Source organism: Paenibacillus sp. N22P23, from assembly GCF_059383735.1.
Genome location: NZ_JBXENT010000020.1, coordinates 17,030 through 42,359 on the forward strand (window position 1 = coordinate 17,030; position 25,330 = coordinate 42,359).

General features: G+C 50.6%; 19 protein-coding genes. All 19 read left to right on the forward strand.

The window, feature by feature from the left end:
* Window positions 1–520 precede the first annotated feature (520 nt).
* The 19 genes from AC506A_RS31025 (at window position 521) to AC506A_RS31115 (ending at window position 24,922) form a co-directional block, all read left to right on the forward strand.
* On the forward strand, window positions 521–2,026 hold the full coding sequence (locus AC506A_RS31025; protein ID WP_495464818.1) for a TROVE domain-containing protein: 1,506 nt from the start codon (window positions 521–523) through the stop codon (window positions 2,024–2,026).
* Window positions 2,027–2,101: 75 nt separating this feature from the next.
* Window positions 2,102–2,881 carry a nucleotidyltransferase domain-containing protein gene (locus AC506A_RS31030; RefSeq protein ID WP_495464819.1) on the forward strand — a complete coding sequence of 260 codons (780 nt, stop codon included), beginning with the start codon at window positions 2,102–2,104 and terminating at the stop codon, window positions 2,879–2,881.
* 36 nt (window positions 2,882–2,917) lie between these two features.
* Complete coding sequence (locus AC506A_RS31035) at window positions 2,918–4,144, forward strand: RtcB family protein (protein WP_495464820.1); 1,227 nt, start codon at window positions 2,918–2,920, stop codon at window positions 4,142–4,144.
* A gap of 1,014 nt (window positions 4,145–5,158) precedes the next feature.
* Window positions 5,159–6,337 (forward strand): MFS transporter, encoded by a 1,179-nt coding sequence (locus AC506A_RS31040; protein WP_495464821.1) that lies wholly within the window; start codon window positions 5,159–5,161, stop codon window positions 6,335–6,337.
* 20 nt (window positions 6,338–6,357) lie between these two features.
* Complete coding sequence (locus tag AC506A_RS31045) at window positions 6,358–7,509, forward strand: dienelactone hydrolase family protein (protein WP_495464822.1); 1,152 nt, start codon at window positions 6,358–6,360, stop codon at window positions 7,507–7,509.
* A gap of 215 nt (window positions 7,510–7,724) precedes the next feature.
* Entirely contained in the window at window positions 7,725–8,771 is a 1,047-nt protein-coding gene (locus AC506A_RS31050) for a LysM peptidoglycan-binding domain-containing protein (RefSeq protein WP_495464823.1), read from the forward strand.
* Between the two features lie 84 nt (window positions 8,772–8,855).
* A complete protein-coding gene (locus AC506A_RS31055; RefSeq protein WP_495464824.1) occupies window positions 8,856–9,287 on the forward strand; it encodes an SRPBCC family protein in 432 nt (143 codons plus the stop codon).
* 226 nt (window positions 9,288–9,513) lie between these two features.
* Entirely contained in the window at window positions 9,514–9,798 is a 285-nt protein-coding gene (locus AC506A_RS31060; RefSeq protein WP_495464825.1) for a hypothetical protein, read from the forward strand.
* A gap of 197 nt (window positions 9,799–9,995) precedes the next feature.
* Entirely contained in the window at window positions 9,996–14,213 is a 4,218-nt protein-coding gene (locus tag AC506A_RS31065) for a choice-of-anchor I family protein (protein ID WP_495464826.1), read from the forward strand.
* A 176-nt stretch (window positions 14,214–14,389) separates the two neighbouring features.
* Window positions 14,390–15,766 carry an acyclic terpene utilization AtuA family protein gene (locus AC506A_RS31070; protein ID WP_495464827.1) on the forward strand — a complete coding sequence of 459 codons (1,377 nt, stop codon included), beginning with the start codon at window positions 14,390–14,392 and terminating at the stop codon, window positions 15,764–15,766.
* Window positions 15,763–16,176 carry an AtuA-related protein gene (locus AC506A_RS31075; protein ID WP_495464828.1) on the forward strand — a complete coding sequence of 138 codons (414 nt, stop codon included), beginning with the start codon at window positions 15,763–15,765 and terminating at the stop codon, window positions 16,174–16,176. The genes AC506A_RS31070 and AC506A_RS31075 overlap by 4 nt, the downstream gene beginning before the upstream one ends.
* A 21-nt stretch (window positions 16,177–16,197) precedes the next feature.
* Window positions 16,198–17,337 (forward strand): acyl-CoA dehydrogenase family protein, encoded by a 1,140-nt coding sequence (locus AC506A_RS31080; protein ID WP_495464829.1) that lies wholly within the window; start codon window positions 16,198–16,200, stop codon window positions 17,335–17,337.
* A gap of 38 nt (window positions 17,338–17,375) precedes the next feature.
* Window positions 17,376–18,920: an acyl-CoA carboxylase subunit beta gene (locus AC506A_RS31085; protein ID WP_495464830.1), complete on the forward strand. Its 1,545-nt coding sequence runs from the start codon at window positions 17,376–17,378 to the stop codon at window positions 18,918–18,920.
* A gap of 27 nt (window positions 18,921–18,947) precedes the next feature.
* Complete coding sequence (locus tag AC506A_RS31090; RefSeq protein WP_495464831.1) at window positions 18,948–19,748, forward strand: enoyl-CoA hydratase-related protein; 801 nt, start codon at window positions 18,948–18,950, stop codon at window positions 19,746–19,748.
* Window positions 19,749–19,940: 192 nt separating this feature from the next.
* The gene (locus tag AC506A_RS31095) at window positions 19,941–21,137 is read left to right on the forward strand and encodes a hypothetical protein (protein WP_495464832.1); all 1,197 of its coding nucleotides are present in this window, start codon (window positions 19,941–19,943) and stop codon (window positions 21,135–21,137) included.
* A 96-nt stretch (window positions 21,138–21,233) separates the two neighbouring features.
* Window positions 21,234–21,983 (forward strand): NUDIX domain-containing protein, encoded by a 750-nt coding sequence (locus AC506A_RS31100; protein ID WP_495464833.1) that lies wholly within the window; start codon window positions 21,234–21,236, stop codon window positions 21,981–21,983.
* A 77-nt stretch (window positions 21,984–22,060) separates the two neighbouring features.
* Entirely contained in the window at window positions 22,061–22,618 is a 558-nt protein-coding gene (locus AC506A_RS31105; protein ID WP_495464835.1) for a cysteine hydrolase family protein, read from the forward strand.
* Window positions 22,619–22,645: 27 nt separating this feature from the next.
* Window positions 22,646–23,470, forward strand: a complete 825-nt coding sequence (nadE, locus tag AC506A_RS31110; RefSeq protein ID WP_495464836.1) for an NAD(+) synthase — start codon at window positions 22,646–22,648, stop codon at window positions 23,468–23,470.
* A 6-nt stretch (window positions 23,471–23,476) separates the two neighbouring features.
* On the forward strand, window positions 23,477–24,922 hold the full coding sequence (locus tag AC506A_RS31115) for a nicotinate phosphoribosyltransferase (protein WP_495464834.1): 1,446 nt from the start codon (window positions 23,477–23,479) through the stop codon (window positions 24,920–24,922).
* Window positions 24,923–25,330 lie beyond the last annotated feature (408 nt).

Sequence of the window (25,330 nt, forward strand, 5' to 3'; positions counted from 1 at the left end):
TCTATTGGATAAAGCCGCTTCCTAAGATGGAACAGACGATTAATAAGCAGCAAGAGAGAATGGATTCGCAGCATCTTTTCATTCCATTTCATAGGGGCATTCTTTATAAGCGCAGATCCGCTTCGGCCGACCGGTTGTTTCTCGCAACCTGACTCCGTTAACGATGGATTACATATGCGTACTTATGAAGACTGCTTGAGGCCGAGCGGTCTTTTTCTATGGCTGAATTTGCTGTAGGGAAGGATCTGAAGCAACAGGGGTCTTTTTTTCGTAGGATTCCTGCAAAGTACATATCGCAATAAATTCAGCATGAGCAAGAAGCAGCACTGTAAGCAAGAGTTGAAAATAATCGTTGAGGCGTATGGAAGGGATACTTCGACTTCTAATCGGCGTGTCGTTGGTTCGAGTCCAACTCCAATCTCATAGATGGGATAGCTCAGTTGGTAGAGCAGCATGTACCTTTCCGACCTTTTCCTCAACGATCTATTCAAGAAGTATTTATTTAAAGGAGGCATGATCGATGAGCTTCGCAAAAAAACTATTTTCAGCCGTGAGACCGACCACTCGTAACCAAGACGGTTATCCGGCTTATATTCGCTCTGCCGAAGAGCAATATGTGCAGACGCTGGTGACCAATACATTCGGCAACACCTTTTATGCGGACCAACAAGAGCTCTTGATGGAGGCGGAGGCCTTACACCGCGAAATGGCACAGAGCAATCCGCAGTTTATGGCCAAAGCGCTTATTTACGCTAGAAATGAAGGATACATGAGATTGCAGCCTATATTCGGATTGGCGATTCTGTCGGGATACCGTCCGGACTTGTTCGCGAAAGTCTTCCTGCAAGTCGTTCGAATTCCGTCTGATCTCTCCGATTTCTTGACGATTCTGCAAGGACTGGGTCGCGGGGAAGGCGGTAGGGCGGTGAAAAGGCAAGTGAACCGATTCTTGAGCGGCGTTTCCGAGTATTGGGCAATCAAATACAACGGCCGTGGCCGCGGTTATAGCTTAGGTGATGCGATTGCTACGGCTCACCCTAAGCCTGAAGACCTGAAGCAGCAAGCGCTGTTTCGTTATTTGCGCGGTCAAGAAGCGAATATGGCTTTGCTGCCGCAAGTGGAAGCGCTCGAGCAATTGAAAAGAGCGGCTTCGGAGGCGGAACAACTGCACTGGATCGAAAGCGGCAAACTGCCGCATGAAGTCGTGACCGGGGCAGTGAAGCCGACCAAGGCGGTCTGGGAAGCATTGATTGATCAGATGCCGACTTTCGCGTTGCTTCGGCACCTAAATACGCTTGATCGAACAGGTGTGTTGGAGGACCGTCACAACCTGGAGAACGTGGTCGCTCGTTTGACCGATCAACGCGCCTTGCAGAAGGCGAAGATTCTGCCATTCCGATTCGCAAAGGCATTCCGCCAAATTCAGCACCCGCAATTACGAGATGCACTGCGGGATGCAGTAGAGTACACGTTCGCGAATTTGCCGGATTTGGAGGACCGCACAGCCATTTTCCTCGATATCTCGGGTTCGATGAATGGCGAGTATTTGCAAATCGGTTCGGTGTTTGCACTGGCATTGTACAAGAAGACGCAAGGCAATTCCCTGTTCTGGTTGTTTGATACCGAGGTGGTGGATGCTAAGCCTTCTCGTAGAGACAGCATCCTATCGCAGGCGGAACAGATCCAAGCGCGTGGAGGCACGGATACCGGAGCACCGATACGCAAACTGTTGGCTGACAAGCGACATGTCGATCAAATCGTCATCATCACGGACGAACAGCAAAATACCGGCAGTCCATTCTACGAGGCGTTGCTAAAATATCGAACCAAAGTAAACCCAAACGTCAAAGCGTTCATCATCGATATCGCGCCTTACCGGAGCGCAATGGTTCCACCACAGGATCGTAACACCTTTTATATCTATGGATGGAGCGACACGGTATTGAATTACATTGCTCAGACGGCGAAAGGCTATGGCTCCATGATAAAACGAATCGATGACATAGCGTTAGACTCACAACAGTGAATGAAGGTCGAGTGATCATGGGAAGATTGTGCATACAGCATCCATGATCACTTGGCTCGATTGGAGGAAGGAACAATGACTCTTATACATAGCGTCATCAAGGAAGAATTGGCTCGCTTGGAGCAAGAGGAAGATATCACCATCTTATATGCATGCGAATCGGGAAGTCGGGCTTGGGGATTTCCTTCGCAGGATAGCGACTATGATGTTCGATTCATCTATATTCGGCGGCCGGAATGGTATTTGTCCATCTTCGATAAACGAGATGTCATCGAACGCCCGATCAGCGATAAGCTCGACATCAGCGGTTGGGATATACGCAAGGCGCTGAACTTATATCTAAAGTCTAACCCGCCGCTGTTAGAGTGGCTGCAATCTCCAATACGGTACGCAGAGAAACTTAGTCTGGCTGAGCAACTCCGCCAATTATCTCCGCTAACCTTCTCGCCAAAGTCGTGTATGTATCACTATCTAAACATGGCTCGCGGCAACTATAGGATGTATTTGCAAGGGGATCGGGTCCGGATCAAGAAGTACTTCTACGTCTTACGCCCTGTGCTCGCTTGCGAATGGATCGAGCGATATGGCGAAATGCCGCCAATAGAGTTTGAAGTGCTGGTGGAGGGGATAGTTCCGAAAGACGGAGAACTGTGGGAGACGGTTCAGCAATTATTGTTTCGCAAGAAAGCAGGCGAAGAGTTGGACTTTGAGCCTCGGTTAAATACAATCAATACGTATTTGGAGGAACGTCTCGCGCACTTCGAACAGACGGCATTAAATTTAAGAGCGGGAGAGGGCCGAGCAGAGCAATTGGATGCGTTATTCCGATCAACCTTAATAGAAGCGTGGAAATGAAAAGATGAACAAAATAGAACGGGAGAGTTGTTAGCTATGGCGTATCAAACAATAGATGGTGTAAGAGTCTGGGGGAGTCCTGACCCAGGGGCGATGTCGCAAGCTAAAACTTGCGCGGAGCACGGTAACGTCGTTCAAGCGTTATTGATGGCTGATCATCATAAAGGCTATAGCCAGCCAATCGGAGGCGTAGTCGTCTATGACGGACAAATATCGCCTTCAGGCGTCGGCTACGACATCGCGTGCGGCAACAAGGCGGTTAGAACAAACCTAATGGCCGCGGATATCAAACCAAGAATATCCGCGATCATGGATCAGATTGCTAGGAAGATATCCTTCGGAGTAGGACGCGTGAACAGCGAGAAGATCGATCATGCGTTGTTTGATGATCCGGACTGGAGCGTTTATTCATCCATCGGGCGGCAGGAGCATGACAAATTGAAAGCTCTCGCTCGCGATCAGCTTGGAACGGTCGGAAGCGGGAACCACTTTGTTGATCTGTTCGAAGAGCTGGGAACGGGAAAGCTGTGGATTGCCAATCATTTTGGCAGTCGAGGGTTCGGTCACAAGACGGCAAGCGGGTTCATCAATTTGGCTGCCGGGCGAGAATTTCTGGCGAATGCACCGGGGGAGAAGATGGATCAGCCTCCTGTGCTGCTCGAAATGGACAGTGAGCTTGGCGACATGTACTTCCGAGCGATGATGATCGCAGGACGGTATGCTTATGCAGGCCGAGATTATGTAATGGATCAAGTATTAACGATTGTCGATGCTCAGGCGGATTTTGCGGTGCATAATCATCATAACTACGCTTGGCTCGAGTCCCATAATGGAAAGGATTCGATTGTCGTTCGTAAAGGGGCAACGCCTTCGGCTCCTGGACAAATGGGTTTCATCGGCGGCAGCATGGGCGATATATCGGTCATTGTGCAGGGGAGGGATACGGAGGAGAATTACGAATCATTTTACAGTACCGTTCACGGAGCTGGACGGATTATGAGCCGAACACAAGCCGCTGGTAAAATGAACTGGAAGACGCGAACTCGCTCCGGCGGCCTAATTTCTACGGCACAAATGATGCAAGCGGTTAACGAGTATGGTGTTGAACTTCGTGGAGCCGGAACGGATGAAAGCCCGTTTGCCTATCGCAAACTCCAAGAAGTACTAGACGCACATTCGGAGACAATCGAGGTTCTTCACGTGCTGAAGCCGATCGGCGTTTGCATGGCAGGAGCAGATGAGTTCGATCCGTATAAAGATTAGAACCCCATGTTTGATTCAATGTCGGTTTTTAAGCTTCCGGCACGGCACGAGAGCAACCTTCTTTATGTTCTGTACTTCCACGGGGAGTGCATGCTTGGTCACCTTTCAACTCTAACGGTTGTGACAGTGGTTATTTGGCATAAATGTACTCTTTATATATTCTAACGGTTGCCAGCGCGCTTATTTGAACGTTGTCCACTAGGAATCGATCAATTTGCTGCAAATAACGTCTGTCACAACCGTTAGCATTTCAAAAAGGTTTATTTTCATAAAATAGCCACGCTGACAACCGTTAAAGAAGTGGGGGAATTGGAGTTTCAAGACCTCAATCAGCTTACACCGTCTTGGGCGCTATTAATGTAATCGAAGTACCTTCCCCCAAGGCGGATATCACTTCAAGCTGACCGCCAATACCGCGAGCGCGCTCTTCCATGCTGAAGAGTCCAACGCCCCGCCGATTCAAATTCGGTATAAAACCTTTCCCGCGATCCGTAATTCGAATAAAAACATGTTCCTAGCCGCCAGTTCGCAGGAGCTTGCAGCTTTCGTCACGATGATCGAGTCCGTTACGGCCGAGCTTGATGCATTGAATCACGCCTAGTGCATGAATAATCGCTTAAGCTAGTTGCGGTGTGCGAGTTGCAAAATACGCTAACGAATCGTACAGCGCTTATTTGTCCCGAAATAGCTCCAACAAAATTCTAACGAATTGTAGCGGCCCTATTTGACGGTTTGGAGGTGTTTTGGAGCCGAATATCCCACAATAAGACCTCTACGATTCGTTAGATTCTCGAAGCCCCGAAATATGAGCAAATAAGGCCTCTACGATTCGTTAGCGTTTCGCGGAACGACGAAGAATGCGAACGTTCAGCTCCAAACAGTTGGTTTTCAAAAGCGTACCGGTGGTGCAGGGGGATTCCTTGTGCCAACTTTTTTTATTGTGTCTATTAAACTGGAATAAGGTTCCTTATAATAACCGTATAGATAGAATGTACATGCATCGGAGAGAATCACGTGAGGACTGTTAACCCCAAGATCCTGCTGGTCCATAGAGTCATGAATGAGCTTGCTGACAGCCTGCTCAAAGTATTTATCCCCATATTAATTTACAAAGAGCTGGGCTCGATCGGTCATGCGGCGGCTTACTTGGGCGGCTATTATATCCTTCAGTCGCTGCTCAATATGACGTTGGGACGTTACATGACGGCCAAACCGTTTGCATTTATTTTGCTCCGGCTTATCCCTGTGCTGGCTACGCAGTATTTATTAGTAGCGGGACATGGCACCATGCTGTTGTATGGTTTGATCGCATCAACGGCTTGTGCCAATGCGTTCTATTGGGTTCCCTTGAACTATCTCTTCGCCGCGTCAGCCGGCAAGGCAGTCGGGAAAGCTACGGGCCGCTTCCGCGCCGCATCTGTAGCAGGCAAAATCATCGGACCAGGCATTAGCGGCATTGTTCTGACTTATTTCGGCATTGAAGCCGTATCGACGATCGCAATTACTTTCTTCGTTGTGTCGATTATCGTGCTGCTTGTTTCTTATTTGCAAAATGGGGATGAAGCGCCATTGATTTCCTCTGCTTCCGAGGCAGCATCGAAATTGGACACGTTAGAATCGGCGGAGGCACAGCCCCAGCCCCAATCTCCTTTTGCCGCCATCCGGATTTATTTGGTTTCATCTGTATTGTCCGGCTTCAGCGATACGGCTGATATCTTCTGGTCGCTGTATGTGTTCACCGTCTCGGCAGCTTTTATCGATGTTGGATTTGTTGCCGTGGTTATACAATTTGGCGTACTAGGAGCAAACCTAGTGATTGGCAGATTGACGGATGTGCGCAAATGGCTTCTCCCGGCACTCCTTCCATTGCTTGCTTATGCAGCCATCTGGATGATAAGGCCGTATGCGATGGCGCCAATTAGTCTGTTTACATTGTCCGCGGCAGGCGGGTTTCTAGTGCCGTTCTTCACCATTCCGATTTTCGCCAATTTCGTCAAAGAAAGTAAACGTACGCACAACCTATCCGGATGCCTGGTTTCCAGAGAAGTAGCGCTCAAAGGCGGAGGGGCAATCTCCATAGCAGGGTACTTGGCTACAGGCATGATTTCCATGCCATTCATCTTAGCGGGAGCTGCCTCGCTATTGTTATCCGTGCCGCTGCTGAGGATCTTTAATAGAATCAAGGCTGCCTAAGTTTGAGAGGAGAATTCGACATGAAAAGTCTATTTGGCAATTATTTACCACTAGCTATGAATGCCATGGAGAAATGTTCGTTTCCGCTTTCTTTTCTGGCATATGAGGGGTCTGATATTGATAGTTGGCGAACGACGACAAAAGCGAAGGTCATGGAGCTGCTGTCCTATCAGGCTGATGCATGTCCCATGCAAGCAAGCGTGGATCGCTCGTATGTGAAGGACGGTCTTGTCGTGGAGCATGTTAGTTACGATCAGCCGTTTGGCCCAAGAACGGAGGGCATTCTACTGTATCCGTCTGAACGGAAGGAGAAGCTGCCGGCAGTCGTGGCACTTCATGATCATGGTGGGTTCAAGTACTTCGGCAAAGAGAAGTTAGTGGAGCTGGATGATGAACCTGAAATCATGACGGAATTCAAGCAGGCCGCTTATGAAGGCAGTTCATGGGCGACCAAGCTGGCTAAACGGGGCTATGTTGTCTTTGTGCCGGATGTTTTCCTATGGGGATCACGAAAGACAGACGTGGAGAGCGTTCCGGAAGAATATGTACTACCCGTGCTGCGTGAAGAGGCGGGCTCCAGAGCTTATATTGAAGCCTATAATCGGTTTGCAGGCGAGTATGAATCCATGGTGGCCAAAACGTTATTCCTGGCAGGCACCACCTGGACGGGAATCATGGCCTATGAGGATAGGCGGGCTGTCGATTATTTATTGACACGACCTGAAGTGGACGGCGATCGAATCGGCTGCGGCGGATTATCCGGCGGAGGTCTGAGAACGATTTATCTTGCGGGGCTGGATGATCGAATCAAATGCTCGGTATGTGTAGGGTTCATGTCCACCAACCGTGAAGTCGTGGCCCATCGCATTCACCGTCATACATGGATGATGCATGTCCCTCATTTATCCGCCTTTCTGGATATGCCGGACATCCTTTCATTAAGCGGACCTAATGCCGTGATGGTGCAATACGATATCGACGATCCTTTATGGACCATTGAAGGACAAGAAGAAAGTGATCGGAAGCTGAAGGCGATTTTTGAGAAAATGGGGGCCGGCGAGCATTATCGAGGGCTGTTCTATCCCGGGCCTCATAAGTTCGACAATCAGATGCAAGAGGATGCCTTCCAGTGGTTGGATCAATGGCTTGCCGGTGACGAAATGGTTCTGTAAAGCCAACCGAATCAGCTGGGACTTTATCCCTCTTCGAAAACCGGGCAAATAGAAGAAGGGGTTGGTCCTCAAGAACCCACTTCGGCCGGTCTTTTTCTCCGGTCTCCTACGATTGGATTATTTTTCAAAAATCGACATGAAATAAAAAGGATTCCTGACGAACGGTGACGAATCATCTGAGCCGCAATTTATTCCGGCAGAAGGTGTGATCATCGTTGAGTAGGCAATCGAAGTGGGTCTTAAGTATAGTGTTGTTGGTGGTCATTTGTACAAGCTATCCCGTCATGGCGAATGCGCAGGGATACAAAGAAAAAGAATCCTTTAGCAGCGTTTCGTACAACATTAAACCTGGAGATACGTTATTTGGTATCGCGAAGAAGTTTTATTTGACCGGCGATTATGAGCAAGTTGCTAGAACGAATGGACTGAATCCGAAAGTGAGCTTGAAAGCAGGGACGGCACTGACGCTATCGAATCCGCTGGTTCTGGATCAATATACGGTCAAGCAGGGCGATACCTTGTACGCGATTACGAACCACTATTTCAACCGCGGCTACTATATGAATGCGTTGATGGCGTTCAATCACATAATAGCGGATACGGATTTGAAAGTTGATATGGCGCTGCGCGTGCCGCTGCCAGCAGGCGAACTGAAATATACGGTTCATAAAGGCGATACCTTGTATAGCTTATCGACCAAATATTTTAAAGCGCAGGACTATCAGCAAATGATCGCACAGGTGAACGGGATCGAAGAAACGTCCGGTTCGATCAAGGCGGGACAAGTTGTCCAAATTCCGAATCCGTTCTACTCGACCTTGGACAGCGCCGGCGTTGCAATACCGGATAAGACTACTGCGGTTCCTACTTCCACCAAGTTAGTCTCGATTGAGATCGATATTACGCGAAACAAGCTATTTGTGATTGCAGGCGGAGCGGTGGAGAAGAGCTTCGATATCGCAAGCGGCAAGAAGAAGGGATTAACACCAGTCGGGAGCTTCGAGATCATTACGAAGATCAAGAATCCGTGGTACATGGCCAAAGAAATTCCGGGCGGCGATCCGAAGAACCCGCTGGGCAGCCGGTGGCTTGGACTGAGCGTGCCGAATACGCAAGGAACAAAATACGGCATTCATGGTACGAATGCGCCTTCTTCGATCGGAACCAATGCCAGCGCCGGATGTATTCGGATGCTGAACAAGGATGTAGAATGGTTGTTCAGCACCATCCCGACAGGTACGAATGTGAAGATTCACGCATAATGATGCGAGGCGTTGAGGAAGAATGAATGTTCTGGTAAAATGTGCTTGTCAGTAGTTACTATACGAGTAGAGGCGGTATTTGAAATGGGAACAGGTTCTGAAAAAGTAACCGTGCAAACAGTCGTGCAATTACCCGTTGAGCAAGTGTGGAAATACTGGACCGAGCCGGCACATATTACACAATGGAATAACGCCTCTGATGACTGGCACACGCCATTTGCCGAGAATGATTTACGCGTTGGCGGATCCTTCACTTCCAAGATGGCCGCGAAAGATGGCAGCTTTGAATTTGAATTTGGCGGCGTCTATGATGAAGTGAAAGTCAATGAGGCGATTGCTTATACATTAGGCGATGGCAGAGAAGTTTCGATTTCGTTCATCAGCCAAGATAACGAGACGAAAGTCATTGAAACCTTCGAGACGGAAACGATGAATGCTGTCGAGATGCAGCAAGCAGGCTGGCAGGCGATTATCGATAACTTTAAGAAGTATGCGGAATCCGTTAAAGAAGAATAGACATTTTCGATGGCGAAATTGCCAGAAATAGGTACCCTTAGACAGGACACTTCTAAAAAAGGTGTTCAAACTAGGGGTACCTTTTGTATACTGGGTAGAGTAGCAGTGTGCCGTGTCTGACTTTCACATATACTGAGCTTGAATAAACAGGAAGAAATCAGTACCGTCATGGTTATACTAATGATAATAATTTTTTAGGGGTGAGCGTCTGAGAAAGCATAAGCCAATGCCATTTGATGAGTTGCTAAAGGAATTGCAAGGACAGAAGACCGTTCAGGAAGATCCGGACCATCTGTCGTTTGATCGATTGTTTACTGATTCCTTCATGGGGAAGTATTCCGGGATGAAGAGCTTTTCGGAGTTTCTGGAGAAAGGCAATTTCCAAGTGGAAACACACGAGGACATTCGCAATATTCCCGATGAACTGTTTGATCGTCATGTAGCCAGAGAGACCCAATTTGCGAATTGGAACGATATGCTGGATAAGGCGACTAAAGAGTCCAGTAAGTAAGTGAACGCTTCACAAACAGAATATCGGTACGTAAGTAGATAACCGCGCGAGATTCAGGCATGCTCCTGAATTGGCGAGGTTATTTTTTTTGCCCGAGAACGGCTGGAGGCCTTTACAAAACATCCATATAACCTTAATAGATGCATCACAAATCTCCCATATAATGGCTAAGACAATCCCTATATAGGAGTGAAGACATGTTGAAGAAGAGAAATAAACAGCTATTGGCGCTGCTGCTTTCAACTGAGCTTGCTGCAAGTCTGTTCGCCGGAGTAATTCCTGCTTCTGCCGCGGCGACTATCGTTCCAGGTACACCGTACGATGCAAACGGGGCTTACAGTGTTCAAGTTCCGCATGTAATCATTAATCAATATTACGGTGCAGGTGCTGCAACAGATGGTGCGGCGGTAAGCCACGGCTTCATCGAGCTTTATAACCCTACAGATTCAAGCGTGGATCTTAGCAAATGGTCCATTCAATATGCCGATCGCGGCGAAACAACGAACACCACTACCGGTGCAACCGGTGCTTGGGAGAAGCTGAATCTGACAGGAACGATTGCTGCGCACGCTTCGTATTTGATTCGTGCGAATCCAACTACGCTTCCTGCAATCAAGGTTACGATTGCAGACGACAAGTTCGATCAGAGTTTTACGCGTACGATCCAGAACAAAGGGATGAAGCTCGTCCTGCTCAGCAATCAAGATTTGCTGGATAAAGATGTCTCAGTAAATCCGTTCGTCAATAAGCCAGAAGGCTATGTGGATATGCTGGGCACAGGCAGTAATGACACTGGCAGTGATATTAGCGGCTTTGAGACGGCATACCCTACAGGCAAAACAGTCGGCACCGGAGTCGCAGGGACTACAGGCGGCACATCGAAGAACATGTCGCTAAGACGTGTTCATTTTACGGACTCTGACAACAACAAGAATGATTTTGTGCAAATCACTTACGGCTCCATGACTGCGGGACAAGCAGAGCTAACTACTTATGGTCCTCGAAGCGGAAGTGATGGAGAATGGGGCGTTGCGCCTACACCACTTGTGGTTGCTACCAATGAACTCACAGATGCAACAGCAACCTATGCGTACGCCGCTGCCATCAATGTGACAGGTGGGAAACAGCCCTACCATTACAGCGCTGCGGGATTGCCTGCGGGTCTGGCGATTGATGCTGCTACCGGAGTGATTTCCGGAACCCCGGCCTCCGATGCGCCAGTGACGAACAACGTGGAAGTTACAATCACAGACAGCGGCTCAACACCGCAAACGACAAGCAAATCCTACGTTCTTCTGGTGAACCCGGCGATTCTGGATACACTGACGATGACGAAACTGGGCTCATTCATCGCCGGTGCGCCGAATGAGGATGGCGGCGTAGCAGAGATTGTGAAGTACAATCCGGAGAATCAGAAGTTCTATTCCGTCAATGGCTCGAGTGATCCTGCGACACTGGATATCGTATCCTTGGGTAACACCGGAGCACCGGAAGCCGATGCGACTTCGATTAATATTGAAGAAGTCGTTCACGAACACCTTCAAGGCTTCGAATACGGTGACTTTACGAGTGTCGATATCGACACGAAGAATGATTTGATTTACGCCGCTATTCAAGAGAAGACGTATACGAACAACGGAGCGATCCTCGTGTTTGATTATAACGGCGAGTATGTCACCTCCTACGAGGCAGGCGTACAGCCGGATATGATCAAGGTTACGCATGACGGCCGTTACGTATTGACAGCGGATGAAGCCGAGCCGCGTTTAGCCGGCGCTGATCCGGAAGGCAGCGTGACAATCGTTGATCGCGTGAATAACGTTACGAAACATGTGAAATTCGACGATGTCAACGTCATCGATGATCTGGTTCATCTTCGCGGCACTGCAAACGAGGCAGGTCTCATTACTGGACCGGCTGCGTCGAAAGAAGCAGCTAAGTATGATTTGGAGCCGGAATACATCGCATTGTCCGCTGATGAATCAACAGCCTATGTATCCTTGCAGGAGAATAACGCAATTGCGACTATCGATATTGCAAGCGGAACGGTAACAGCGGTCAATGGACTTGGCTACAAGGATTTGAATGCAGCCGAGAACGCCCTCGATTTGGTGAAGGACAGCAAGATCAAGTTCGAGAACGTTCCGTTCAAAGGCATGTTCATGCCCGATGGCATCGATACGTACACAGTGGGTGGAGAAACGTATTTGTTCACAGCCAACGAAGGGGATGCGACGGAGTGGCCGGGCAGAACCAATATTTCCACGATCGGCGGCCTTGTGAAATCTGGATTGACATCTACATCGGACGCGTCTCTGTTCCTAACCAGCAAAGCGGTGAACGGGAAAACGGCCTATGACAGTGTAGAGGTACCAAGCGACATGGGACCGGACGGCGTCTACTTATACGGCGGTCGCTCATTCTCCATTTTGAAGTCGAGCAACTTAGAGTCTGTCTTTGACAGCAAGAATGATTTTGAGAAAATTACAGCTCAGCGGCTTCCAGAGTTTTTCAACTCCGATCATAAGGAGATTGCTTTCGATAAACGAAGCACGAAGAAAGGCCCTGAGCCGGAGTACGTGAAAGTGGGCAAAGTGGGCAGCAAAGCATTGGCATTCATCGGTCTGGAGCGTGTGGGCGGCATCATGACGTATGATGTGACAAACCCGCTGAACCCTGCTTTCGTCAATTATACGAATACGCGTAACTTCGGGACGCCGGAAGATCCGAGCAACCCGCTGCAAGGCGATATCGGCCCTGAAGGCCTAGAGTTTATACCTGCAACAGCAAGTCCGAGCGGAATGCCGCTTCTTCTGGTAGCTAATGAAGTAGGCGGTACCATTACGGTGTACCAGCTGAATGTTACCAAAGTTACACTGAATCAGAAGGCAATTTCACTCAAAGTCGGCAGTGCGCCTGCGCAGCTTGAAGCGACGGTAGTCCCATACGGTGACGGGGCTGAAACTGTGACTTGGTCTTCTTCGAATGAAGCTGTCGCGAAGGTAGATACGAATGGTAAAGTTTCGGTTGTTTCAGCCGGAACTGCGGTAGTCACGGCTTTAAGCACAGATGGTTACGGCGTAGCTGAAGCAACAGTTACCATTGTGAATCCTGATAGCCCTCCAAGCAATCCGGGTTCAGGTTCGCCCACGACACCCGACGCTGGCACAGGTTCAGGTTCGCCAGTTGTAGATGGAACTAAAGTGACGACGGAAGTGAAAGCAGTCACTGACAGTTCGGGCAAAGCAACGGCGGTAGTTACGGATAAGCAAATTGAGGAAGTCTTGTCCAAGCTGACAACTTCAAATCCGGCAAGTGTGAAAGACATCGTTGAGATCAAAGCTGTAGCAGATGCAGGTGCCAAGGAGACGGCAGTAACAATTTCCGCATCGGCAATGGATAAGATCTCCGGCAGCGGAGCAGATGCACTGGTCATTCAATCGGGAATTGGACAGGTGCAGCTGGATAAGAAAGCGATGTCCACGGTAGCGAATGCTTCAAGCGCAGGGGATGTAACGGTTTCCGTTGCGAAGGTTTCGGCTTCGGACCTGGCTGCTCGTACGAAGGATAATCAAGCTGCAGTGGCCGAGGCTATTGGCTCGCATCCTGTGTATGATTTTAATGTAATGGCAGATGGGAAGAAGGTATCTGATTTTGCAGGCGGTATCGTGAATATCAGTATTCCGTACGTGTTAAGCGCAGGGGAAGATGCCAATGCCATCATCGCTTACTATATTGCCGATAATGGAAGAATCGAGCTGCTGCCTAATGCAAAGTATGACAAAGCAACAGGCCAATTAATCTTCTCGGTGACGCACTTCTCTACTTATGCGATCGCGAGCAATAATGTGAAGTATAACGATACGGCATCCAGCTTCGCGAAGGACCAAATCACTTACTTGTCTGCAAGAGAGATCATGGAAGGTGTTGGCGGTGGAAGCTTTGCTCCTAAGAAGCAGGTTACAAGAGCCGACTTTACGCTGATACTTGCCCGAGTAGCAGGCGTCGACCTGACGACTTATCAAGGAAGTAAGTTTAGCGATGTAAGTTCAGATGCTTATTATGCGCAGTCCGTGGAATGGGCAGCGGCAACCGGAATTACGAGCGGTGCGGCTGAAGGCTTATTTAATCCAAATGCTCCGATTACAAGAGAGCAAATGGTGGCTATGATTGCACGTCTTGCAGGAACATTGCATTATACCCTTCCGAAAATAACGCCGAGTGTCACGTTCACGGATGAGCTGACTATCTCGGCCTATGCGAAAGAAGCAGTCTCGGCCGTGCAGCAAGCAGGCATTATTAACGGCAGGTCAATTGCCGGTGCAGGAAGCAGCTTTGATCCGCAGCAATTTGCTACGCGTGAAGAGACGGCGAAGATGATCAGCATTCTGTTCCAAGGACTTATGAATCAATAATTTGGTTCCATTCCACAATACCCCGAGATGGCTTGATGCCATGCTCGGGGTATTTGTTTTCATGTCTAGCGCACTTTTGCCCGCCATACAATGATAGTATTACACGTTATGTTCTTTTTCGATAAGGAAGGCTACCTCGCGATCGATCGCGCCGCGTTCATCGAAAGGAGGTTCGAATGAAAACGATTCGTATTGGAGCGGGACAGGGATTCTATGGCGATACCATTCTGCCCGCCATTGAGACGGCTAAGCGGGGGAAGGTGCAGTATCTCTGCTTTGACAGCCTTGCAGAGCTCACGCTTGCCATTCTGCAGAAAGACCGGCAGCGTGATCCGGCGAGAGGCTATGCCGCTGATATTGGTCGCATGATGAAGGAGCTGCTCCCGATAGCCAAGGCGCAAGGCGTCCGCATCATCACGAATGCGGGAGGCATGAATCCGCTTGGGGCGTTGCACGAAACCGAGCGAATCGCGCGCGAACTGGGCATGACGGGGCTAAAGCTGGCCGTCGTGACAGGGGATGATGTTCGCTCGCAGCTGCCTGCGTTCATCAGCCAAGGCGCTGCGCTTACCCACATGGAGGATGGCCGGGATATAAGCACCATCCGGGATCAAATCGTCTTTGCCAATGCCTACTTAGGAGCCGAACCGATTGTGAAGGCGCTTCGGCAAGGGGCCGAGGTGATTATTACAGGCCGAACGACCGACTCGGCGTTATTTCTGGCGCCGTTAATTTATGAATTCGATATTGGACCGGATGATTGGAATCGATTGGCGCAAGGCGTGCTGATGGGGCATCTTCTGGAATGCTCCGGGCAAGCGTCAGGCGGTAATTTCAGCGGGGACTGGCAGACTGTAGTGGAACTCGAGAAGATTGGTTTTCCTATTGCGGAGGTTCGCGAGGACTTGACGTTCACACTGACCAAGACGGAAGAGACTGGCGGACTCGTCTCCATCGATACGGTGAAGGAACAACTGCTGTATGAAATCCACGATCCGGCTGCTTATGTCACGCCAGATGTCGTGCTTGATCTGATGGGGGTTACGCTGGTTGACGCTGGCCCGAACAGGGTCGATGTTTCAGGTGCACGCGGTTCCAAACGACCGGATACGCTCAAAGTCGTGATGGGTTACGCCGACGGCTGGCTCGGTCAAGCGATCTGGGGTTATTCGTGGCCGGATGCACTCGCCAAGGCACAGACAGCCGATCGCATTGTTCGCAGCCACATCGATCGGATTGGCCTGCAGTACGATGAAATTCGCACGGACTATTTGGGATATAACTCTTTGCACGGGCCGCTTGCTAAACTGCCGGATCAGGATGAGCTCAATGAGATCTATGTGCGCGTAGCGTTGCGGACGAAGAGCAAGGACGAGGCGGCCAAATTGGGGAGACTCGTTCCGCCGCTCATGCTGAGCGGGCCTCCTGCAATGGGTGCTTTCCTTGGCGTGATGAAGCCGCGCGAACTGCTCGGCATGTGGTCTTGTCTCGTTCAACGCGAGCTCATCGAGCAAGGCGTGCAAGTGACAGTTGTGGAGGTGCAGCCATCATGACGCTTATACGCAAGCAGCTTCGTCATATTGTGCAGGCAAGGTCCGGCGATAAGGGCAATACAATCAACATTGCAGTATTTGCACCGGGTGAGGCTGCGTTCGAATTGTTGAAGCGGGAGCTGACTGCCGATCGGGTTAAGATGCATTTTGCCGGCATGATCGAAGGGGAAGTGAAGCGTTATGTAGTACCGAATTTACTGGCTATGAATTATGTATGCCGTGCTGCGCTAGGCGGGGGCGGCTCTGCCACGCTGCGCATGGATAACCTCGGCAAGTGTTATGCGGCTAATCTCTTGCGGCTCGAAATTGAAATGGACGACGACGACGTCGACGATGACGAGGACGAGGACGAGGACGAGGACGAGGATCAACAACAAATCGATACAACGCCGCCCACCACGACGACTTAAGCAGAAGAGGGGTTGCTTGCGATGAACTTCGACTTAACGGAAGAGCAGGCGATGATTCGGGATTTGATTCATGATTTTGCAGATGCGGAGGTAGCGCCGGGGGCCGTTGATCGGGATCGCACCGGCAATTTTCCGATGGATGTCTTCGAGAAGCTGGCTAAGCTCGGCTTGATGGGCCTTCCTTTTCCCGAACAGTATGGCGGGGGCGGTGCGGATACCATTAGCTTTGCGATTGTGGTCGAAGAGCTGAGCCGAGTATGCGCCTCAACCGGCATCACATACTCTGCGCATGTGTCGCTTGGAGGAGCGCCGCTTGCCTTGTTCGGCACAGAAGCGCAGAAAGCCGCTTTCTTAACGCCGCTATGCAGAGGCGAGTATCTCGGCGCGTTTGGACTTACCGAACCGGATGCCGGATCAGATGCAGGCGGAACCCGCACGACTGCGGTACGAAGCGAGGATCAGTGGATCATCAGCGGCTCCAAATGTTTTATCACCAATGCCAGCTACGCGCGTAATCTCGCTCTTACAGCCGTTACCGATCGGTCGAAGGGAACGAGCGGCATCAGCGCATTTATCGTTCCGACGGATGCCCCCGGATTCACCACCCATTGCAGCTACGAGAAAATGGGGCTTCACGCCTCGAACACGACCGAGCTCGTGCTGGAGGAAGTAGCCGTGCCGCAGGAGAATTTGCTCGGCAAGGAAGGGAACGGCTTTAAGCAGTTTCTCGCCGTCCTCGACGGAGGCCGAATTGGCATTGGCGCCATGGGGGTCGGCATCGCCCAAGGCGCTTACGAAAAATCGCTTCGTTACGCGAAGCAGCGTAAGCAATTCGGCCGAACGCTCAGCGCGTTTCAGGCCATTCAGTTCAAGCTGGCCGACATGGCGATGAACATCGAACTCGCCCGTACGATGGTCTATAAGGCTGCATGGTTGAAGGATCAGGGGAGGCCGTTCAAGAAAGAAGCGGCTATCGCGAAGCTGTTCGCGACGGAGATGTGCATGAAGGTGTGCGATCAAGCTGTCCAAATCCATGGAGGGTACGGCTATATGAAGGAATACGAGGTGGAGCGTTACATGCGCGATGCCAAGCTGCTCGAAATCGGGGAAGGAACCTCAGAAATTCAGCGTCTCGTCATTGCGGCCCAAATCGGTTGTTAACCTGGCAGAGTCAGTAGCAGAGGGGAGTTCCGAGAACAATGGAGTCTGAACACGAATCGGCGAATGACCAGCTGCAGGAGCAGATCGAGGAGATCAAGAAGGGCGGCGCCGCCAAATATCATGTGAAGAATGCGGAGCAAGGAAAACTCTTCGTGCGCGACCGTTTGAAGCTGCTCTTCGATCCGGACTTCGAGCTTGAGGATGCATTATTCGCCAGCTGCAATGAGGTAGGACTGCCGGCGGACGGCGTCGTCACGGCAATTGGCAAGATTCACGGTGAAACGGTATGCGTCATCGCCAACGATTCCACGGTGAAGGCAGGCTCATGGGGAGCGCGCACAGTTGAGAAAATCATTCGGATGCAGGAAACGGCAGATAAGCTGCGGGTTCCTCTGCTCTATCTCGTCGACTCTGCTGGGGCTCGAATAACCGACCAAGCACTGATGTATCCGGGGCGGCGAGGCGCAGGGCGAATTTTCTACAACGAGGTGAAGCTGTCAGGCAAAATCCCGCAGGTCTGCCTGTTGTTCGGACCATCGGCGGCAGGCGGCGCCTATATTCCGGCATTTTGCGATATCGTCATCATGGTCGAGGGCAATGCCTCCATGTATCTGGGATCGCCTCGGATTGTGGAGATGGTGACGGGGGAGAAAGCCACGTTGGAGCAGCTAGGCGGAGCACGCATGCACTGCTCTGTATCGGGCTGTGGAGATGTACTCGCCAAGAGCGAGGAGGAAGCGATCGCGCTTACGAGACTATACTTAGCCTACTTCCCGCCAAACTTCACGGAGAAGCCTCCAACCAAGGAACCCCGTCCCCCAGCGGATCTCAGAGTACCTCTCGATTCGATTATTCCAGACAATCAGTACTCCCCGTTTGATATGTATCCGTTCATTGACGGTTTAATTGATGAGCATTCGTTCTTCGAAATCAAACGACTCTTCGCGAGGGAGCTTATCACGGGATTAGCTAGGATCGCTGGCAAACCGGTCGGCATTATAGCGAATCAGCCCAAGACCAAAGGCGGCATCCTGTTTCACAATTCCGCAGACAAAGCGGCGAAATTCATCAGTTTATGTGACGCGTTCCACATCCCGCTGCTGTTTCTCGCCGATGTGCCCGGTTTTATGGTGGGCACGGCGGTAGAGCAGGCAGGCATCATTCGGCATGGAGCCAAAATGATCGCCGCCGTATCCGAGGCCACGGTGCCGAAAATTTCCGTCATCGTCCGCAAAGCCTACGGTGCCGGCCTATACGCCATGGCCGGTCCGGCTTTCGAACCCGATTGCTGCCTTGCGCTGCCATCGGCACAAATCGCCGTCATGGGACCGGAAGCAGCGGTCAATGCCGTGTACGCGAACAAGATCGCGGAGCTGCAGGAGCCGCAGCGCTCGGAGTTCATCGCCGCCAAACGCGAGGAATATCGCCAAGATATAGATCTTTACCAGCTGGCTTCCGACATGGTCATTGACGGCATCGTTCCCGCTCATTCGCTGCGCAGAGAGCTGATTAAGCGCTTTGAGGTGTACACGTCCAAAACCGTCACCTTCACAGAGCGCAAGCATCCGGTCTATCCGGTCTAGCGAAGCGGAAGGAAGGAGGGCAGCGCCATGACTACGGAATCAACGCAGCAGCCTATTCTATGGGAGCAAAGAGGGCATGTCGGCTTCATCCGGCTGAATCGCCCGGAGAGCCTGAATGCGATTAATGAAGCGATGCTTATTGCGCTTGAGGAACAGCTGCACCGAATTGCAGCCGATACCCGGGGAATCCGCGTCGTCATCCTCGAAGGCGAAGGCCGTGCCTTCTGCGCCGGCGCGGACCTCAAGGAGCGAAGCATGCTGACGGACCCGCAGCAAATAAGGCAGCGCCTCATCCGGAGCAAGGCCGTATTTGCTGCGCTGGAGCGGCTGCCGCAGCCGACCATTGCCGCGATGAACGGCCTCGCCTTTGGCGGCGGGCTGGAGCTGGCGCTATGCTGCGATTTCCGCTACGCCGTAAGCAGTGCGAGGCTGGGGCTGACCGAGGTCAGCCTCGGCATCATCCCCGGCGCCGGAGGCACGCAGCGTCTGCCGCGGCTGATCGGCCCGGCACGCGCGAAGGAGCTGATCCTCACAGCGCGGCGGATTACAGCCGAAGAGGCACATAGGCTAGGGCTGCTATCTGGCCTCGCGGAGAATGAGGAACAGCTGCGGGAATTATGGGCGAGAACGGCAGAAGAACTTCTCGCTAATGCCCCTTTGGCTATTTATCAAGCGAAGCGGGCCATCGACCAAGGGTTGGAGATGGACCTCCCGTCAGGTCTTGCACTGGAGACGAGTGCCTATGAAGCGATCATCCCCACCAAAGATCGGTTGGAGGCGCTCGAAGCGTTTCGCGCAAAGCGGCCTCCGCAATTTACAGGTGAATGAAGGCAGCTAATCAGCTACTTAAGTGGCCTGAATACTGCAACTCACCTCATGTCTTTCCAAATGAAAGAAGAGGACGTTCACTCGGACGCCCTCTTCTTTCATTTGGAATTGCCTAACAGAATGGAGCAACTATTCACCCTCGTGTTACGTCTTGCTCAGTAGTAGCGTGAATAACAAGGAGGAGACATTGAGATGAGAGTCCAATTGTGGTCGGCACTCGCACTGGCGACAGCCCTATTCGGGGTAACTGCTTCAGCATCAGCCGAGCAATCCCAGCCAGAATCCCAGTCACAGCAGTGGCAGTACTATAATGGATATGCGGATCAGGCAACCGGGAGATCCTACTATCCCATCTATGCCCAGATCGGAAACACGTACGAACATCGCATCATCTATGCAGAGAAGGACGGAGACTGGCACATACTCCCGAACCGATATTGGTGGATGGGGAATGCGAATACAAGTGGTACCTATTTATTGTCAACGCTTAGCGTCAATATGAATACGGAAATGATTAAGCTTGTGTACGACCCTGCCAGCGACAATATTACGCACCGAATTGACTTCATCCCATCCCCTAACAAGAAGTGGGGGCTGTCTGTTTCAGCGAATTATCTTGCTGGCGGAGGCTTTAACAAGGAATTCGTCGTGCTCATCAAAGATTTCAAGACGGGCAAGGTGCGTAAGACTGCGTTTCCGGCCCATTATTCCGGCATTCGGTGGATGTCAGATAATCAGCTGCTGGGGAATGTTTATAGTAAAGAAGCCGGGCAAAATGAAATCATCACCATCAATCCAGCTACTGGTGCTGCCACAAGACTGCTGCTAGCCAAACTTGTCGGGTTCGATGCTGCGAAAGGTGACATTTGGTTCTCTTATAACGAGCCCAGCCGAACTCCTCATATTCTCAACACCCGCACGGGTATAATTCGGGACCCATTAAACGGAGAAACACTGACCAGCGCCGCATCAAATGAAACGGAACCATATAAGCCAAACCTAGTGCCGCCAGCAGATATACAGCCTGATCAATTACCGGAAGCTGCAGTAACGGAATCTTACGTCTCTGAAGCGAGGGTTCAAATTAACGGACAAACCATCGAGCTGCCGGCAGCTTTTCTTGAAGGCGATCAAGCATGGATATGGATCCAGCCCTTAATGGATAGCTTTCAATTACAGGCTGAGCACCTTCCGGATAAGAAGAATTGGGGCGGTTTTCATATCACGAGCGCACCAGGTTTAGGTGGTGAGCTTGATGTTGATGCAACGAATAGCCGCAATTACGGTGGCCGATTGTTTCTGAACAAGATGCAGCTTGAGCAGCTTGGTCTGCATGTGGAACGAATAGAGTGGCTGCCGCATGGACAACATTTACTTCAAACCGGTTGACATCTGTTTTTAATAATGTCATAATGACAATATAAAAAACAAAGCAGGTGAAGCACCTTGACCTCCCCCATTGACGAGGCTAACGAGTCAGAAGCAATGACTTATTCCCCGCGTAACTATCGAACACCGGATGGTGCGCCTGCGGACATCGTGATTTTCACGATTACTTCTACGCAGCGGAATACGGTGAAGAAGTCTCTCCCGACCCGCCGTTTGGAAGTACTGCTCATTCAACGCAAAAGCTGGCCATTCGCGGGGCAGTGGGCGCTGCCCGGAGGATTCTCGAAAGATACCGAGACGATTCTCGAGAGCGCGAAGCGGGAGCTGCAAGAAGAAACCGGCGTCGATAACGTTCATATTGAATATTTTAACGCCTACAGTGAGCCTGGGCGTGATCCGCGTGGATGGATGATATCGCATGCATTCTGCGCGCTCGTACATGAAGGAGAGCTTGAGCATCGCAGAGCTGCGGATGATGCTGCAGACGTGAAGTTGTTTCCGGTGCAGGAGGCAATGGAGCTGGATCTGGCATTCGATCATAAGCAGATTTTGCAGGATGCACTGGAACATATTCGCCGCAGCATGCTGACCACGGCAATTGCCAGAGAGTTTCTGCCCGAGGAATTCACGATCGGCGAGCTGTACCAGGTTATTGAAGCGGTTGTGCCGGACTTCGTGGAACGCAATTTTATCCGCAAGATTACATCGACGCAAAGCCGCAAAGGCATTATTGAAGAAATCCGGGATTCACGCGGTGAGCTGAAGATGTCGAATCGCTACTCCCAGCGGGCAGCACAGCTTTATCGATTCACTGATTATGTGCCTCAGTTGTCTATATACAGCTAGGCATTCTTTTAAACCTATTGATATTGTCGTAACGACATAATTTAATATCATGCATTCAAATAAGGAAGGTGGATATGATGAAAGCATTGGTTGTCATTGATTACACGGTTGATTTTGTGATCGGTCAGCTGCCGGTTGGTCAGCCGGCTATCGAGATTGAGAGCCGCATTGCAGCCATTACGAAGCAGTTTGCAGAACAAGGAGACTATGTAGTGATGGCTGTAGATCTGCATGATGAGCAGGATCTGCTTCATCCCGAGCACAAGTTGTTCCCGCCGCACAATATTCGAGGTACGGCAGGACGGGAGCTGTATGGCAAGCTGCGAGAGATTTACGAGATGGAGAAAGACCGTATCTATTGGATGGACAAAACGAGATACAGCGCATTTTGCGGAACGGATCTGGAATTGCAGCTTCGGGCAAGAGGAATTATGGAGCTTCATCTGGTCGGTGTTTGTACAGACATCTGTGTGCTGCATACGGCGGTGGATGCTTACAACAGAGGTTATCAAATCGTCATTCATGCCGATGGTGTGGCAAGCTTTAATGAGAAGGGGCATGAGTGGGCGCTGCAGCATTTCAAGCATTCACTCGGTGCAGAAGTAGTAGCAGGCGATCAGCCAATCAACCTATAAAGGAGAGTTTTGAACATGGAGAATAAGCTGCAGAAGGAAATTATCGCGCACCTTCAGGTACAACCGACTATAGTTGCGGAGGCAGAAATCCGGCGTAGAGTGGACTTTATGAAATCTTATCTACAGCGTACTGGGGCCAAAGGTTTCGCTCTCGGCATTTCCGGTGGTCAAGATTCAACGCTGGCGGGTAAACTCGCACAGCTGGCTGTTGATGCATACAATGCTGATCCAGCTAGTGCGAACCAAGCAACCTTTCTTGCTGTCCGACTCCCTTATGGCGTGCAGCAGGATGAAGACGATTGCCAGGATGCGCTTCGATTTATTGCACCGACTCGCACGAGTGTGGTTAATATTAAACCGGCGGTTGATGCGGCAGTTGGGCAGTTTGAAGCGGCAACTGGCGATAAACTGGGCGATTTTCATAAAGGCAATGTGAAAGCGCGCGAGCGGATGAAGGCGCAGTACGATCTGGCGGCGCACTATGGGCTGCTGGTCCTCGGTACGGATCATGCTGCTGAAGCGATCACGGGTTTTTATACGAAGCATGGTGACGGAGCCTGCGATATGGCACCAATCTATGGCCTTAATAAGCGACAAGGAAGAGCATTATTAGAAGCATTGGATTGCCCCGTCCACTTATATACGAAGAAACCGACTGCGGATTTAGAGGATTTGAAGCCGGGCATTCCGGATGAAGTAGCACTTGGCATGACCTACGAGCAGCTCGACGACTACTTGGAGGGCAAAACATTACCGACCGAGTTAAGCGACAAAATCGAAGCGCGTTACAAACTAACCGAGCATAAACGTCGCGGCCCTGTGACTGTTTATGATGATTGGTGGAAGGAGTGAGGCTCAATGTCGAGCTACGACAATCTGACTCTCCATACGGATAAATATCAGATTAATATGATGTACGCTCACTGGATGAACGGTACATTGAATGAGAAGGCAGTATTTGAGCTGTTTTTCCGGAAGCTACCCTTTGGCAATGGTTATGCGGTGGCAGCCGGATTGGAGCGGGTAGTTGACTATATCAGAAGTCTGCAATTCGGCGATGAAGAAATTGCTTATCTGAAGGAGCAGGAAGAGCATTACGAAGAGACGTTTCTGCAAGAGCTGCGAGGCTTTCGGTTTACCGGAAACCTGGATGCTGTTCCAGAGGGGACGATCATTTTCCCGAATGAGCCGCTGATTCGGGTAGAAGCCAGAGTGTTCGAGGCGCAGCTTATAGAAACGGCCATGCTCAACTTCGTTAATTTCCAGACCTTAATCGCCACCAAAGCTTCTCGGATTAAGCAGGTCGCCGGAGCGGATGGACTGCTGGAGTTTGGAACAAGGCGCGCACAGGAAGCGGATGCTTCAATCTGGGGAGCGAGGGCTGCTTATCTGGCCGGCTTCCATGCTACCTCCAACCTTAGAGCGGGGATGCTATTTCGTATTCCGACCAAAGGCACGCATGCACACGCATGGGTTCAGGGTCATGAGACGGAGGAGGAAGCCTTTCGTAAATATGCGGAAGTCCTTCCGGATCATGTGACATTACTGGTAGATACGTACGATACGCTTAAAAGCGGTGTACCGAACGCCATAAGTATCGCACGCATGCTGGAACAGCAGGGCAAACGGATGAACGCGATTCGTCTCGACAGCGGAGACCTCGCATATTTATCTCAGCGTGCCAGAGCGATGCTGGATGAAGCGGGATTCCCTTATGTCCAGATCATCGCATCGAATGATTTGGATGAGAATATTATTTTTAATCTTAAGGCGCAAGGGGCTCGTATTGATGTGTGGGGAGTCGGCACGCAGCTGATAACGGCTGGTGACCAGCCTTCGCTGGGCGGCGTTTATAAGTTGGTCGCACGTGAAGGCTGTGATGGCGGATTTATCCCCGTTATCAAGATATCCGGCAATCCAGAGAAAGTAAGTACACCGGGGATTAAAGAGGTCTACCGCATTATGAACCGAGGAACCGGAATGGCTGACGGTGATTATATCACCCTTCGGCATGAGGAAGCCGTGAAGCGGGGAGAGGCTATCGAGCTGTTTGATCCTTTGCATCCTTATATCCACAAAGTCATTGAGGACTACGATGCTGTACCGCTCTTGCAGCCAATCTTCCAATCGGGGGAGCTTGTGTATTCGATGCCGACCCTAGAGGGAATTCGGAATTATCATGAGGAGCAGTTGAAGTTGTTCTGGCCGCAATACCTTCGCAAACTGAATCCAGAGATGTATCGCGTGAATATTAGTGTCGAAGCATGGCAATTGAAACTTGATCTTATTCAGCGTTATAGATAGTTCTACTGCAGGCCTGGAGGCGCTTGATGCGTCTCCGGATTACTTATTCAAAATTAATTTCAAAAAAGACTTGCCATATGGTGTCGAACCATGATATATTCTAATTCCGCCGCTGAGAGCAACGCGAAACACGGTGGTCGAAACGAAAAACAAGTTGAAATTAAAGCTTGCAATTATGTTTCGAAGTATGGTAAGATCTGATTCTGGGTCAACAAACCAGACATGAAATTTGTTCTTTGAAAACTGAACAATGAGCGACCAGTCAAATGGTCATAAATCGCGAAATTAACGTTTCGCAAAGCTAGTTTTTTGAATGAGCTAACAAGCGAATTCTTAAAAATGGCCAAGCCTTCGGGCTTACCACTTTTATGGAGAGTTTGATCCTGGCTCAGGACGAACGCTGGCGGC